Genomic DNA, 13,338 nt, shown 5'->3' with positions numbered 1-13,338 from the left:
TCAGAATTCCGTTCCTCGCCACCGCGGCGCGGCCTGTGTCCGATACGGCGCGAGCACCCCGTTCAGCCAGCGCTCGCCGTCCTCCGTCCCGAAGTCGATGGGGTCAGCGCCCGTGGCTTCGAGCACGGGCGCGTCGCCCCGGTCGTCGAAGAGGATCGCGACCCGGTCGGCGGGCTCCCGCTTGGACGGCCAGACGAACCCCTGCGCCCAGGGTTTGGTCTGCCGTCGGATCCAGTGGCCCCAGTCGCGGGTCTGCGGATAGTCCGCGCCCTCGGTGTGCACCAGCCAGGAGTCCTGCGCCACCGCCGCGAGATCCCTGCCGGACATCAGCGACACGACGTCGACGTCGGCGGCCAGCCGCAGGAACGACAGGCTGCGCCGCTCGAACGCCTCCCGTGGCAGCAACCGCGGGCTCCCGTCGCTCTCGAAGGGCAGCGAGCGCAGCAGCACCTCGCACACGGCGGCGCCCACACCGAACCCGACGTAGAGATAGCCGTACGGGTCGTACGGTGTGCTGTCGAACCGGCCGCCGTAGTAAAAGGCGTGCGAGGGGCGCGAGTTGTACGTCGTGGGCTCCCGGTGCGTGGAGTGCACCCGGTACACCGGCGTGCCCGCCCGCAGGACCGCCCGGCCCGGTTCGCCCGGCAGGACTTCGGGGGGTGGGAACTTGCCCATCGCCTAGTCCTCCCCGTCCGCTGCCACCAAGGCCCGTGCCGCGCCCAGCAGTTCCGCGTCGCGACCGCGGCCCAGCAGGCCGGCCGGTGTGCCGCCCCACCAGGCGCTGCGGGACAGCCACCAGTCGGCCGCGCCCCACGGGTCGGTGTCGGCGCGCAGGACGGAGTTGACCTCCAGGACGACCTTCCACGGCATGGCCCCGGCTTCGAACTGAAAGAGGGGGAGCCGTCTGCGACCGTCCGCGCCCGACAGCACGATCAGCCGCGGATCCGTGCCCTCGGCCCACGGCGACGCCGGTTCCTGGAGGAGTCGTTCACGGATGGGGCCGAGGAGGGGGCCGACCATCGGGTTGCCGTCGAGCACGAGCATGCACAGGTCCGCGGTGCCGTACCCCTCGTGGAGGGTCGCCGACGGCGCCCCTGCGAACCGCCCCGGGCTTGTGTCCTGCCGCAGTCGGGCCGCCTCGTCGGCCGGGAGCGCGTCGAGTACGGTCCGCGCCGCCCGGTCGGCGGCCGGCTCGCGGTCGCCGCCCGCCGCCCGCAGCTCGGCGAGCCGCTCTCGCAGCGCCTGCCGCGCACCGGGGTCGAGCAGGCGCGACAGCCTGCTCCAGTCGGCCGCGAAGGCGGCCAGCACCATGAAGGGGTTCACCCGCACCTGTGCCCTCTCTCCTCGCCACTGGGTAACTCTGTTGCTGTCAGGGGCTGTTGTTCCGCACCGAGGACATCGGCCACCAGGTCGGCGATCAGCGGCCTGCGTACGACGAGACGCACGTCTCGGTCCGCGGCGGTGCCGGCGGCCTCCTGGCTCTTGCGGAAGCGTTCGACGCTGACGCTGTACACCTTGGTGGCGAGCCGGCGCCGGTCCGCCGCGGGCCGGTCGCGCATGCCGGGCGCCAGGCCGAGTGTGTACGCGGCCGCTTCCTGGAGCTCGCCGCCGCCGAGCCGGGACACCGCCGCGCGCAGCAGGTTCTCGACCTCGACGGGCCAGGCGTCGGTGACGGCCGCGAAGAGCGACGCGAACGCCCGCCGAAGCAGCGGCAGATGGAGGTCCCGGATCCGGACCAAGCCCTCCGCCCGGACCATCTTCACCTCCTGGAGAACCGACGCGGCGTTGAACTGCGGAGCACCAGGGGACACACACCCATGATCCCGGGCGCGCGTCACCGGCCACAAGGGCCGCACCGGGCCCGCGCTCACGCTACTGCCCGCCGGGCATTCGGCGAGGGCCGGTCGTGGTCGTCACCCGGTCGTTTTCGGGTCGCCGTCGAGGGGCGTACGGGCCGCTCGCGGGGCAGCGGGGAGGCGGCGACGGGCCGCCCGGGTCTCCCGACGCTCACCCCCAGGGCAGCCAGGCCCGCACCAGGAACCCCCCGTCCTCCTCTGCGCCGTGCTCCAGCCGGCCCCCGGTCAGCGTCGCCCGCTCGGTCAGCCCGATCAGTCCCTGCCCCGACCCGGGAACGTGCGGAACCTCCCCCGGCGGCGCCGGATTCCGTACGGACACGACGAGTCCGTCACCCGGGGCGCCCGAGACGGACACCGTGACCTCCGCGCCCGGCGCGTGTTTACGGGCGTTCGTCAGGCCCTCCTGGGCGATGCGGTACGCGGTGCGGCCGACGGACGCGGGCACGGCGGCCGGATCGGTGACGCGGTTGTCGAGGACGACCTTCATGCCCGCCGAGCGGGACTCGGAGACCAGAGCGTCGAGCGCGGCGAGCGTGGGCTGCGGCCGCCCCGCGTCGTCGGAGTCCCCGGCCCGCAGCACCCCGATGATCTCCCGCAGATCCTGCAAGGCGTCGTGCGCGCTCTCGCGGATCACCCCGGCCGCCCGCGCGACCTCCTCCCGGGGCGCGTCCGGCCGGAACTCCAGCGCCCCCGCGTGCACGCTCAGCAGCGTGAGCCGATGCGCGAGCACGTCGTGCATCTCGCGTGCGATGGCCTCGCGCGCGAGCCGCTGCGCCTGCTCGGCCCGCAGCGCCGCCTCGGTCTCGGCCCGCCGCGCGCGGTCCCGCAGGCTCAGCATGAGCTGGCGCTTGGACCGTACGAACATGCCCCAGCCGACCACCGCCGCGGTGAGCAGCGTGGTGACGGCGATGGCGGCGGCGTAGGGCAGGTCGGGGTCGGGCCGCAGCCAGAAGAAGACTGGAATCAGCGCGAGCTGGATACCGGCGAGCCAGCCCACGTACTTGAAGGGCCGGTGCACGGCGAGCGTGAAGAGGGCGACCATGGCGGCGCCGGCCGCGGTGTTCGAGAGCAGCCCGACGGGGACCATCGCGACCGCGAGCCCCAGCGGCCGGCGCCGCCGCAGCCAGACCGCTGCGCAGGCGAGCGCGCCGAGCAACTGGTCGGCGACGGCCAGGCCGTGGGGGGTGTTCGGGTCGTGGGTCAGTGTGTTCGCGGACGCCAGTCCGATGACGACGGCCAGCAGGAAGCATCCGAAGTCGACGACCCAGTCGCGCACGGTGCGCCGAGGCCGTCCGGACCGGCCCGCGCGCTCGGTGCCGGGGTCCAGCTCGGCGATCACCGCCGAGGGCAGCAGCCATCGCCGCCCGGGCAGGGCTTGCGCCGGAGCCACCGGCTGCCCGGTCAGTCCCTCCGGCGAAGACGCGGTCTCGCGCGCCGCGGTCGCCGTCTCCCTCGGCACCCGCGCCGGATTGTCACCACTCACGGTCGACAAATCTACGCAGGCACGCCCGCCGCCACCTCCCCGCGACCGATATCACCGACCAAAGTCGCGGCCCTTCAGACTTTCGTCCCAACCCGGCCACCACGCCCCGCGACTTGGGGCGGACATGCCTCGCCCCGCGGCCGATGAATGTGGGGGGTCCGCGGGGCGAGGGTCTTCGTATGAAGCAGATACTGGAGGTGCTCGGCTTTGTCGCCCTGGTCCAGGGCGCTCTCGGCCTCTTGCACGAACTCACGGGCCGACTGCACGGGTGGGGTCTCGTACAGCGGCTCGGTTTCCTCGACGGCTACGAGATCTACGCGAGCGTCGCACTCCTCGTACTGTCGTTCGCGCTGTTCGCGGCCGCCGGGAGCCGGAAGCCCGGCTGAACGCGGACCGGACTTCCGGCGGACCGGATCACCCGCGGATCAGCAGCTGAAGTTGATCAGCTTGAACGTGACGTAGTGGTCCGCGGTGTAGTAGTCCTCCTGCGTCTCCTCTCCGGTGACGATGCGACGGGCGCCGCGCGTCGAGGAGCCGGGCGTGATGACCGTGTACTCGTGGTAGTACCCGGTGCTCTGGGCGGGCAGCACGCCCTCCCGGTTCTGGAAGACGACCCCGTCCTGCGAGTACGGGAAGGGGCCTCCCGACTCGATCAGGTCCAGCGTGTCGTACGCCTGTGACGGCAGCGCGCTGTAACAGATGCTGCCCACGGCAGTCGCCGCCGCGTTGGCCGGAACCACGGCGGTGCCGCCGATGAGCAGAGCGGACATGAGGGCGACGAGGGTGCCGATACGAGTGGTACGTGGGGGGAATCTCATGGCTATAGAATGACGCGCGTAGACCCTGGCATGTCAATGTCAAGGTAGTTGATTTCTCCCGCCAAGTCCGATGAGTTTTCCGGGAGTTAACCTGCCGCCCGGCGCCCCCACGCGGTCCCCGCGAGTACGAGGACGCCGCCCAGCAGCCCCGGCACGCCGAGGCGTTCCCCGCCCAGTGCGATGCCCACGGCGGCGGCCCACAGCGGCTCGGTACCGAGCAGCAGGCTGACCCGGGACGGCGAGGACCGCCGCACGGCCCACATCTGCACGAAGAAGGCGAAGAGCGTGCAGAACGCGGAGAGGAACAGCAGCCCGGCCCACTCCCGCGCCCCGAAGTCCGCGGCCGTGCTCCACGGCGTGGCGTCGGCGCCCGTCGCCAGCACCGCGAACACCGCCACGGCGGCCCCCAGTTGGACCGTGGTCAGCGGCAGCGCGTCGGCGCCCTGGACGGACTTGATGCGGGACATGGCGAGCACGTGCACGGTCCGGGCGAGGGCCGCGAGGAGCATCAGCAGGTCACCGGCCGAGGGGCTGGTGAAGCCGCCGCCCTGGGTGAGCAGCACGACGCCGAGCACGGAGATCCCGGCCGCGGCGAGGAAGGCGCGCGAGGGGCGGACCCGGGTCACGACCGCCTCGGCGAGCGGCGTGAAGATCATGGTGAGGCTGATGATGAGGCCGGCGTTGGTCGCCGAGGTGTGGACGACGCCGTACGTCTCCAGGAGGAAGATGCCACTCAGGATCAGCCCGAGCAGCGCGGCCCCGCGCCACTGCGCGGCCGTCAGGGCACACAGCGCGCGCCACCCCGCGATGACCAGCACCGGCAGGACGACACCGAAGCGCAGCACCAGCACGGCGATCACCGTCCGCGCGGTGGTGATGTCCTTGGCCGCGAGATAGCTCGCGCCCCACACCACCGCCACGAGCAGGACGGGCAGGTCGGTGAGCCAGGCGCGGCGTGGCGCGACGACTCCCGGTACGGCGATCGAGGACATGTGGGCGGCTCTCCCGGTCTCCATCGGATAGGTGGAGACGTCGGCGGCTCGCACGCGGAGCGATCACCGTACCGGGCCGGATGATCTCCCGCTAGGCGTTTTCCGGGAGCTCGTACGAGCCGTACTCCGGGCGTCCGACCAGGTCGTACGACTGGATGGAGACGCCCGCGGCGGTGACTCGCCCGCCGGCGTGCTTGAACGCGGTGGGTACGGCCCCCTCGGTGAACAGGCGCAGGCCGGCGCCGAGCACGACGGGGAAGGTCAGCACGTGGATCGTGTCGACGAGGTCGAGGGCGAGCAGGGACTGGACGAGGGCTCCGCTGCCGTGGACCTGGAGCTCGCCGTCGGTGCGCTCCTTGAGGGCGGTGACCTCTTTGGCGAGGTCGCCGCCGATCACCGTGGTGCCGGCCCACTCGGGGTCGGTGAGGGAGGCGGAGGCGACGTACTTCGGCAGGGCGTTCAGCTTGGAGGCGACCGGGTCGGCGGGGTCGGTCATCTTCGGCCAGAACGAGGCGAAGATCTCGTACGTACGACGGCCGAGCAGGAAGGCGCCCACGCGGTCGAAGACCTCGCCGATGAACCGGCCGAAGTCCTCGTCGCCGTACGGAAAACTCCAGCCGCCCTGCTCGAAGCCGCCCCGGCGGTCCTCCTGCGGGCCGCCGGGAGCCTGGTAGACGCCGTCGAGGGTGACGAAAATGGTGGAGACGAGCTTGCCCATGGCGGGTGCCTTCTCTCTGGGGGCGGGGTCTGCTGTCATCAGTGCAGACCCCACAGGCACCCGCAACTCATCGGTCGGCCGATGGGCCTCGTCCCGCGCTCGGACGTCATCCGGCGTTCGTCGAGAACAGCCCTCCCGTCGGGCCCTGCTTGTCGCCGCCCTGGGCCTTCTTGAGGGCATTGGCCAGGCTCTCGATGGTGAGGGACTGCAGGATGACGCGCCCGTTGCCCTCCAAGGTGGCCAGGGACAGACCCTCGCCGCCGAAGACGGCGTTCATGAGCCCCTGCCGGTTGAGGCCCCCGACGCGCTGGACGCCGTACCGGATGCCCTCCTCGAAGGCGACGACGCAGCCCGTGTCGACCTCGATGCGGCCACCGAAGTCGGCGGGGTTGAGGTCGATGAAGTTGCCCGCACCGGCGATGATCACCGTCCCGCGCCCGGTGAACTTCTCCAGGACGAAGCCCTCGCCGCCGCTGCGCCCCGTCCGGCCGCCCTGGAAGGCGATCCCGAAGTCCACGCTCGACTCCGCCGCCACGAACGCGTCCTTCTCCGCGAACCACGCGCGCGTGCCGTCGAGTTCCAGGGCGCGCATCTCGCCGGGCAGCACGCCCGCGAAGCCGACGGTGCCCTCGCCGCCGGTCGAGGTGAAGTACTGGCATGCCAGCGACTCGCCCGTGAGGGCGCGCTGGCCGGCCTGCATCGCCGTGTCCATGGCCTGGCGCAGCACGCCGCCCATGCCTCCGCCACCGCCCTGGGGCTGTCCGCCACCGCCACCGGACGGCCCGGAGAGCCGGGTCTCCATGGTCACGTTCACCGTCTTGAACAGGAACTTTCCGGCTTCGCAGTACACGGTCTGGCCGGGGTTCAGGTTGACGACCGCCATCTGCATGGCGTTGCCGACGATTTCTTGCTGAAGAGTCACGCCGGGAGAACGCGGGAAGCGGAGGGAAGAGTTCCGGTCATCTGGGGGTGGTATTTCCGTGACCCGAGTTCGGTGTCCGTTCGCCGCCAGCGTCCGGGCCTCGCGGGCGCTGGGATGGATCCATGACTTCCCAAGGAACCATGAACGGCAAGGTGGCACTCGTGACCGGCGGGAGCCGCGGCATCGGCGCGGCCACGGCGGTGCGGCTCGCTCGGGAGGGCCTCGACGTCGCCCTCACCTACGTGCACGGCAAGGAGGCGGCCGAGGACGTCGTGCGGGCCGTCGAGGCGCTGGGGCGGCGCGGGGTCGCGCTGCGGGCGGACTCCGCGGATGCGGAGGAGGCGGCCGGCGCCGTGCGGCGCACGGAGGAGGCGCTGGGCGGCCTCGACGTCCTGGTGAACAACGTGGGCGTCGGTCTGCTCGGCCCTCTGGAAAGCCTGTCCCTCGCCGATGTCAACCGGGTGCTGGCCGTGAACGTACGAGGCGTCTTCCTGGCCTCTCAGGCGGCTGCCTCACGCATGGGGCGTGGCGGGCGGATCATCACGGTCGGTACGTGTATGACTCAGCGGGTGCCAGGGCCCGGCGGCACGCTGTACGCCACCAGCAAGTCCGCCCTGATCGGACTGACCAAGGCACTGGCGCGGGAGCTGGGTGAGCGTGGGATCACGGCGAACATCGTGCATCCCGGCCCGATCGATACGGACATGAATCCGGCGGACGGCCCGCATGCGCCGGGCCAGGCGGCGATGACCGCGCTGGGGCGCTTCGGGGCGGCGGATGAGGTGGCGTCTTTGGTGGCTTATCTGGCGGGAGTGGAGGTGGGGTACGTCACGGGGGCGGAGTTCTCGGTGGATGGGGGGTACGCGGCGTAGGGGCGGTTTGTTTCGCCCCCGCCGCCCCTACCCTTCCCGTACTTGGGGGCTGCCGCCGCCAGACCTCCGCCATCAGCCTGAACGGCCTCGTCCTCAAATGCCGGACGGGCTGTCTCCAGCCCCTCCGGCGTTTGACGAGCGGGGTTGGGGCGGCGGGGGCGAAAAACCTCTCAGCCACCCAACTCCTGATGCCACGCCGCCAGGCGCGTGGCACCCTCCTCCGTCAGGGAGCCGAACAGCCGCAGGCGGGAGATGCCCCCGTCCGGGAAGATGTCCACGCGCGCGTGAGTGCCGACGGCGGGCGCGGCGAGGACGAAGCGGTGGTTGGTGTCGGGCTGGAGGCGGGTGCGGGGCAGGACCTCGCTCCAGTCGCCGTCCTCGCCGTCCTTGACCGAAACAGACGCCCAGCCCGCCGAGTTGCCCTTCAGATACGCCGTGTCGATCTCGATCGCACGGATCTCCGACTGGGCGACGAGCTGGTAGCGAATCCAGTCGTTGCCGTTGTCACGGCGCCGACGCGTCTCCCAGCCGTCGTCCATCTTGCGGGACCGCCCCGGCTGGATGGTGTTCGTGGCGGGCGAGTAGAAGAGGTTGGAGGCGTCCTCGACCTGGCCGCCGTACTCGAGGGCGACGACATCGAAGGTTCCGAGGACGGACAGCCACTTCGGGTCGGGCACGACCTCGCCGTACACGCGCAGGCGGGCGATGCCGCCGTCGGGGTGCTGGTTGACGCGCAGGTGCGTGAAACGCTGCTCGACGGAGACGGCGAAGCCATTGGCCGCGTGACCGCCGACCGCCGTACGCGGAACGAGCGTCGTCCACTTCACGTCGTCCGCGAGGAGCTCCTCGGGGGACGGCGAGCCGGGGACGGACGCGCCCTCGACCGACACCGCCTGCGGGTAGTTCCCGCGGAAGTGGGCCGTGTCGACGACGATGCCGCGTACGACACCGGGCGCGCCGAGGCGGACGAGCGCCCAGTCGTGGTCCTCCGCCGTCGGCCACGGGTGCGCGGCGGAGGCGCCTCGCCGGCGGCGGGTCTCCCAGCCGTCCATGATCTTGCCCTTGTGGCCGAAGTGCTCGGGGTCGAACTCGGCGGCCTCGGGCACCAGGAGGTTCTCGCGCTGGGCGAAGAACTCGTCGTTGGCGGCGATGACACCGGCGCCGAGCTGCCGGTCGGCGAGGTTGGCGTACTGGGTGAAGGGGAAGTCGGCGGTGCGGTAGTCCGCGTACGGGTCGCCTCCTCCGTAGGGGTTCGCGTCGCCGGTGAAGTGAGGAATCGCCGTCACGATGATCAGGTCTGCCTTTCGAGATCGGCCGCTGCGGGTGCGGGGCGGGTCGGGTGCGCGGATTACGGCCGGCGGGAGAGCAGCTGGCCGGTCGGCTCGCCGAACTCGCCGTCGGTCACGATGCGTTCGCCGCGCAGCCAGGTGGACTTGACGACGCCGCTGAGGGTCTTGCCCGCGTACGCGGTGACCCGGTTGCGGTGCTGGAGAGCTGCCGGGTCGACGGTGAAGGTCTCGTCGGGCGCGAGGACCGCGAAGTCGGCGTCGCGGCCCACCGCGATGGCGCCCTTGCGGTCGTCGAGGCCGACCAGCTGAGCGGTGCGCGAGGACATCCAGCGGACGACGTCCTCGAGGCCGTAACCGCGGCTCCGCGCCTCGGTCCAGACGGCGGACAGGCTCAGCTGCAGGCCGGAGATTCCGCCCCACGCCGTCGCGAAGTCGTCCGTCTTCAGGTCGGCCGTCGACGGCGAGTGGTCGGTGACGACACAGTCGATCGTGCCGTCGGCGAGCGCCTGCCACAGCAGGTCCTGGTTGGCGGCCTCGCGGATGGGCGGGCAGCACTTGAACTCGCTGGCGCCGTCCGGGACTTCCTCGGCGGTCAGCGTGAGGTAGTGCGGGCAGGTCTCCACCGTGAGCCGTACGCCCTCGGCCTTCGCCGCGGCGATCACCGGCAGCGCGTCGCTGGACGACAGGTGCAGCACATGCACCCGCGCGTTGAGGCGCTTGGCCTGGGCGATGAGGTTCTCGATGGCCGTGTCCTCGGCGTCACGGGGGCGCGAGGCGAGGAAGTCGGCGTACTTCCGGCCGCCCTGCTGCGGGGCCGCGGCGAGGTGGTGCGGGTCCTCGGCGTGCACGATCAGCAGGCCGCCGAAGCCGGCGATCTCGGCCAGGGACTGGGCGAGCTGCTCCTGGTCGAGCTCCGGGAACTCGTCCACACCCGACGGCGACAGGAAGGCCTTGAAGCCGAAGACGCCCGCATCGTGCAGCGGCCGCAGATCCTTGACGTTGTCGGGCAGCGCGCCGCCCCAGAAGCCGACGTCGATGTGCGCCTTGGAGCGGGCGACGTCCTTCTTGGTGCGGAGGTTGTCGACCGTCGTCGTCGGCGGGAGGGAGTTGAGAGGCATGTCGACCAGCGTGGTGATGCCCCCGGCGGCCGCGGCGCGCGTGGCGGTCCAGAAGCCCTCCCACTCCGTGCGGCCGGGGTCGTTCACATGCACATGGGTGTCGACGAGGCCGGGCAGCAGGACGTCGTCACCGAAGTCCTCGAGCCGGGCGCCGGCCGGTACCTCGGCGTCGTGCGCGAGCACGGCCGTGATCTTCCCCGCGGCGACCGCGACCGAGGCCGCGCGTGTCCCCTCGGGAGTGATGACGCGCGTCGAGCGCAGCACCAGTTCGACCCATCCGTCGTCGGACACCCGGACCCCTCTCTCTGCCGCTGTCGACTTCCGCCGTTTACTTCCACGTAACGGAATTCAACGTTCTGTTGAAGGAGTCTTCACTCCAGCCCTCGCGCCGTCAAGGGTCCACTTCTCCACTCTGCCCCCAACGCGCCCCCTCTGGACGTTTCCACAAAGCGGAATTAGAATTCCATCAAGCAGAACGTAGCTACGCACAAGCCAGGAGTCAACCGACCGCCGGGTAGGCTGCATCAACTGCCCACCCGTCACCCGCCACCGCCCCGTTCGAGGCCCTTCGGGCCGCCCCTCTCGATTCCGAGCCGTGAAAGGACCGCCGCCGTGCCGACGTCCAGCGCCAGCACCACCGACGCCGCCAAATCATCCGCACCGAGCGGTGGTGTCCAGTCCCTCGAGCGCGCCTTCGACCTGCTCGAGCGGATGGCCGACGCGGGCGGCGAGGTCGGTCTGAGCGAGCTCTCCGTGAGCAGCGGGCTGCCGCTGCCCACCATCCACCGCCTCATGCGCACGCTGGTGGCCTGCGGTTATGTACGTCAGCAGCCCAACCGCCGGTATGCGCTCGGCCCCCGTCTGATCCGGCTCGGGGAGTCCGCCTCCCGACTGCTGGGCACGTGGGCCCGCCCCTACCTCGCACGCCTCGTCGAGGAGACCGGCGAGACCGCGAACATGGCGCTGCTCGACGGGGACGAGATCGTCTACGTCGCCCAGGTGCCCTCCAAGCACTCGATGCGCATGTTCACCGAGGTAGGCCGCCGCGTGCTGCCGCACTCCACGGGCGTGGGCAAGGCGCTGCTCGCGCACACCCCGGCCGACGAGGTACGCGCGCTGCTGGCCCGTACCGGGATGCCCGCCGCGACCGAGAAGACGATCACCACGCCCGACGGCTTCCTCGCCGCGCTCGAAGAGGTACGCCGGCTCGGCTACGCGGTCGACGACAACGAGCAGGAGATCGGCGTCCGCTGCCTTGCCGTCTCCGTGCCCGACTCCCCCACCGCCGCCGCCATCTCGATCTCCGGACCCGCGGGCCGCGTCACCGAGGCCGCCACCGACAAGATCGTGCCCGTGCTCCAGCAGGTCGCGACGGAGCTGTCGGAGGCGCTGGCGAGCTCGGGCCCCGCGGCCTGACCGGTCCAGGGACGCGAGCGGCGGCTGCCGCTGCTGCTGCTGCTGCTGCTGTCAGACCAGCACTTCGATCCGCCCGTCCGCCATCTCCCGCACCGCGTCCGCCTCGCCGAGGTGGGCGCGGTCGTGTGTCACGAGGACGGTGGCCGTGGCGCGCTCGCGGGTGAGCCGGACCAGCACGTCGAGGACCGCCGCGCCCCGCTCGTGGTCGAGCGCGCTGGTCGGCTCGTCCACGAGGAGTACGGACGGCTCGTTGACCAGCGCGCGAGCGATGTTCACGCTCCCCCAGTGCCTTAAGGGCCTGGGGGGACCCCCAGCCGCTGACCGCCGGAGAGCTGGTGCGGACGCCGGTGCGCCAGCTCGGCGAGCCCTACCGCCGCGAGCAACTCCCTTGCCCGGTCCGCCACTTGGCGCCGCCCGTCCAGGTGACCCATCACCTGGAGCTGCTCCAGCGCCGTCAGCGAGGGCAGCAGGTTCGGCTGCTGGAAGACGATGCCGATCTCGCGCCGGCGCAGCACGGCCCGCTCGGCGGGGCTCAGCCGCGCCGTCTCCGTACCGCCGACGAGGACGCGTCCGCGGTCCGGCGCGACCAGGGTCGCGGCGACCGCGAGCAGGCTGGACTTGCCGGAGCCGGACGGGCCGAGGACCGCGGTCAGCGTGCCCGCGCACGCCTCCAGGTCCACGCCGTCGAGGGCGGTCAGCCGGCCGTCCCCGTCCGGATAGGTGAGGGTGATGTCGTCCAGGACAAGGGTCATCGGGCACTCCCCAGCGCGGTCAGCGGGTCGACGGCGGTGATCCGCCGGACGGACAGGCCCGCGCCGAGCGCCCCGAGGGCGATCATCACGCCGGCGGGCCCGAGGACGGTCGGCGCGTCGAGGACGAACGGCACGTCGCCGCCGCGCACCAGCCCGCCGATCGCGGTGGCGAGCCCGGCGCCGAGGAGCGTTCCGGCGGTGAGCAACAGCACCGCCTGGCCGAGCGCGTCGCGCAGCAGATACGGCGTGGAGGCACCGAGCGCCTTCAGTACGGCGATGTCTCCGGACCGCTGGATCGTCCAGACCGTGAAGAACGCCCCTATGACGAGCGCCGAGATGACGAAGAGGAATCCGCGCATGAGCTGGAGCGAACCGTTCTCGGCCCGGTAGGAGCCGATGGCCGTGAGGGCATCGTCCTTGCCGAGGGTCCGGGTGCCCGCCGCCCGGTCGCCCGCGGCGAGGCCGGGGCCGTCGGCGCCGTCGGTGCGCAGGGCGATCACCGTGGCGTCGCCGGACAGCGCGGTCCACACCACGGGCGTGTGGCTGTACGAGGCGTCGCCCGCGACCGCCGCGACGGTCTGCTCGGTGCCACCGAGCCGTACGCGGTCACCGGCTCCGACGCGCAGTTCGGTGGCGGCCTTCTCGGACAGCACGACCCGGTCCGGGCCGACGCCGTCCGGGGCGATCCCGGAGTCCGGCGCGACGGCGAAGGATGAGACCGCGGCCGTACGGTGCCCCGCGCCCGCGTTCAGCGTCCGGATGCCGATCGGTTCCGCCGAGGTGACGCCCGGCCGTCCGGCCCAGGTCCGCCACGCGCGCGGGGGGACCGACGAGTTGGTGAACGACACCGACTGGCCGTCGGGCGGCGCGGCGAAGGCGAGGTGATCGGCGGGCAGGCCGGTGATCGCCGAGGTGTTCTCCTTGGCGAGCCCGGCGGTCAGCCCGGACAGCAGCCCCACGAGCAGGGTGATCAGCACGACCACGGCCCCCATGAGGGCGAACCGCCCTTTGGCGAACCTGAGGTCTCTCCACGCGACGAACATGCCCCCACCCTGCGGCCCGGGCCGCGTCCGGGACATCGCGCCACGGCACGGTTCACCCG

At 71.9% G+C, this 13,338-nt stretch carries 14 protein-coding genes and 1 pseudogene; 3 read left to right on the top strand and 12 right to left on the bottom strand.

The window, feature by feature from the left end:
• From ACZ4WS_RS20125 to ACZ4WS_RS20110, 4 genes are all read right to left on the bottom strand, one after another.
• Complete coding sequence (locus tag ACZ4WS_RS20125) at positions 1-675, bottom strand: RES family NAD+ phosphorylase (RefSeq protein ID WP_467982131.1); 675 nt, start codon at positions 673-675, stop codon at positions 1-3.
• A 3-nt stretch (positions 676-678) separates the two neighbouring features.
• Positions 679-1,329 (bottom strand): hypothetical protein, encoded by a 651-nt coding sequence (locus tag ACZ4WS_RS20120; RefSeq protein WP_467982129.1) that lies wholly within the window; start codon positions 1,327-1,329, stop codon positions 679-681.
• On the bottom strand, positions 1,320-1,811 hold the full coding sequence (locus tag ACZ4WS_RS20115) for a hypothetical protein (RefSeq protein WP_467982128.1): 492 nt from the start codon (positions 1,809-1,811) through the stop codon (positions 1,320-1,322). Before ACZ4WS_RS20115 ends, ACZ4WS_RS20120 begins: the two co-directional genes overlap by 10 nt.
• Positions 1,812-2,007: 196 nt before the next feature.
• Complete coding sequence (locus ACZ4WS_RS20110) at positions 2,008-3,261, bottom strand: sensor histidine kinase (protein WP_467982269.1); 1,254 nt, start codon at positions 3,259-3,261, stop codon at positions 2,008-2,010.
• A 257-nt stretch (positions 3,262-3,518) separates the two neighbouring features.
• Between ACZ4WS_RS20110 and ACZ4WS_RS20105 the strand changes: the two genes are divergently transcribed.
• Positions 3,519-3,725: a hypothetical protein gene (locus tag ACZ4WS_RS20105; RefSeq protein WP_467982126.1), complete on the top strand. Its 207-nt coding sequence runs from the start codon at positions 3,519-3,521 to the stop codon at positions 3,723-3,725.
• A gap of 39 nt (positions 3,726-3,764) precedes the next feature.
• Here the strand turns inward: ACZ4WS_RS20105 and ACZ4WS_RS20100 are convergent, their stop codons facing one another.
• The 4 genes from ACZ4WS_RS20100 to ACZ4WS_RS20085 form a co-directional block, all read right to left on the bottom strand.
• Positions 3,765-4,157 carry a guanyl-specific ribonuclease gene (locus ACZ4WS_RS20100; RefSeq protein ID WP_467982124.1) on the bottom strand — a complete coding sequence of 131 codons (393 nt, stop codon included), beginning with the start codon at positions 4,155-4,157 and terminating at the stop codon, positions 3,765-3,767.
• An 86-nt stretch (positions 4,158-4,243) separates the two neighbouring features.
• Positions 4,244-5,149, bottom strand: a complete 906-nt coding sequence (locus ACZ4WS_RS20095; RefSeq protein ID WP_467982267.1) for a DMT family transporter — start codon at positions 5,147-5,149, stop codon at positions 4,244-4,246.
• A gap of 91 nt (positions 5,150-5,240) precedes the next feature.
• Complete coding sequence (locus tag ACZ4WS_RS20090) at positions 5,241-5,867, bottom strand: dihydrofolate reductase family protein (protein ID WP_467982265.1); 627 nt, start codon at positions 5,865-5,867, stop codon at positions 5,241-5,243.
• A 106-nt stretch (positions 5,868-5,973) separates the two neighbouring features.
• Positions 5,974-6,789 carry an AIM24 family protein gene (locus ACZ4WS_RS20085; RefSeq protein WP_467982123.1) on the bottom strand — a complete coding sequence of 272 codons (816 nt, stop codon included), beginning with the start codon at positions 6,787-6,789 and terminating at the stop codon, positions 5,974-5,976.
• Between the two features lie 122 nt (positions 6,790-6,911).
• Between ACZ4WS_RS20085 and ACZ4WS_RS20080 the strand changes: the two genes are divergently transcribed.
• Positions 6,912-7,661, top strand: a complete 750-nt coding sequence (locus tag ACZ4WS_RS20080) for an SDR family oxidoreductase (RefSeq protein ID WP_467982121.1) — start codon at positions 6,912-6,914, stop codon at positions 7,659-7,661.
• 170 nt (positions 7,662-7,831) lie between these two features.
• On the opposite strand, the gene alc is transcribed toward ACZ4WS_RS20080, so the two are convergent.
• Positions 7,832-8,947, bottom strand: a complete 1,116-nt coding sequence (gene alc / locus ACZ4WS_RS20075) for an allantoicase (RefSeq protein WP_467982119.1) — start codon at positions 8,945-8,947, stop codon at positions 7,832-7,834.
• A 62-nt stretch (positions 8,948-9,009) separates the two neighbouring features.
• Positions 9,010-10,359: an allantoinase AllB gene (gene allB / locus ACZ4WS_RS20070; protein ID WP_467982117.1), complete on the bottom strand. Its 1,350-nt coding sequence runs from the start codon at positions 10,357-10,359 to the stop codon at positions 9,010-9,012.
• 321 nt (positions 10,360-10,680) lie between these two features.
• Here allB and ACZ4WS_RS20065 point away from each other — a divergent pair, with 321 nt between their 5' ends.
• A complete protein-coding gene (locus ACZ4WS_RS20065; RefSeq protein WP_467982115.1) occupies positions 10,681-11,484 on the top strand; it encodes an IclR family transcriptional regulator in 804 nt (267 codons plus the stop codon).
• 51 nt (positions 11,485-11,535) lie between these two features.
• Here ACZ4WS_RS20065 and ACZ4WS_RS20060 read toward each other — a convergent pair.
• Together ACZ4WS_RS20060 and ACZ4WS_RS20055 are read right to left on the bottom strand one after the other, a co-directional pair.
• Positions 11,536-12,236: pseudogene (locus ACZ4WS_RS20060) on the bottom strand (ABC transporter ATP-binding protein).
• On the bottom strand, positions 12,233-13,279 hold the full coding sequence (locus ACZ4WS_RS20055; protein ID WP_467982112.1) for an ABC transporter permease: 1,047 nt from the start codon (positions 13,277-13,279) through the stop codon (positions 12,233-12,235). Before ACZ4WS_RS20055 ends, ACZ4WS_RS20060 begins: the two are co-directional and overlap by 4 nt.
• Between the last annotated feature and the right edge of the window lie 59 nt (positions 13,280-13,338).

It is taken from the genome of Streptomyces sp. NPDC029292, from assembly GCF_055569295.1.
The sequence above is the reverse complement of the archived record's forward strand: the minus strand, read 5'-3'. Positions and strand labels throughout refer to the sequence as shown.

Bases quoted from the DNA above. Each gene is read 5' to 3' on its own strand.
- ACZ4WS_RS20080 (WP_467982121.1), top strand. From the start codon at position 6,912: ATGACTTCCCAAGGAACCATGAACGGCAAGGTGGCACTCGTGACCGGC.
- ACZ4WS_RS20105 (WP_467982126.1), top strand. From the start codon at position 3,519: ATGAAGCAGATACTGGAGGTGCTCGGCTTTGTCGCCCTGGTCCAGGGC.
- ACZ4WS_RS20055 (WP_467982112.1), bottom strand. From the start codon at position 13,279: ATGTTCGTCGCGTGGAGAGACCTCAGGTTCGCCAAAGGGCGGTTCGCC.
- ACZ4WS_RS20095 (WP_467982267.1), bottom strand. From the start codon at position 5,149: ATGTCCTCGATCGCCGTACCGGGAGTCGTCGCGCCACGCCGCGCCTGG.
- ACZ4WS_RS20090 (WP_467982265.1), bottom strand. From the start codon at position 5,867: ATGGGCAAGCTCGTCTCCACCATTTTCGTCACCCTCGACGGCGTCTAC.
- ACZ4WS_RS20100 (WP_467982124.1), bottom strand. From the start codon at position 4,157: ATGAGATTCCCCCCACGTACCACTCGTATCGGCACCCTCGTCGCCCTC.
- ACZ4WS_RS20125 (WP_467982131.1), bottom strand. From the start codon at position 675: ATGGGCAAGTTCCCACCCCCCGAAGTCCTGCCGGGCGAACCGGGCCGG.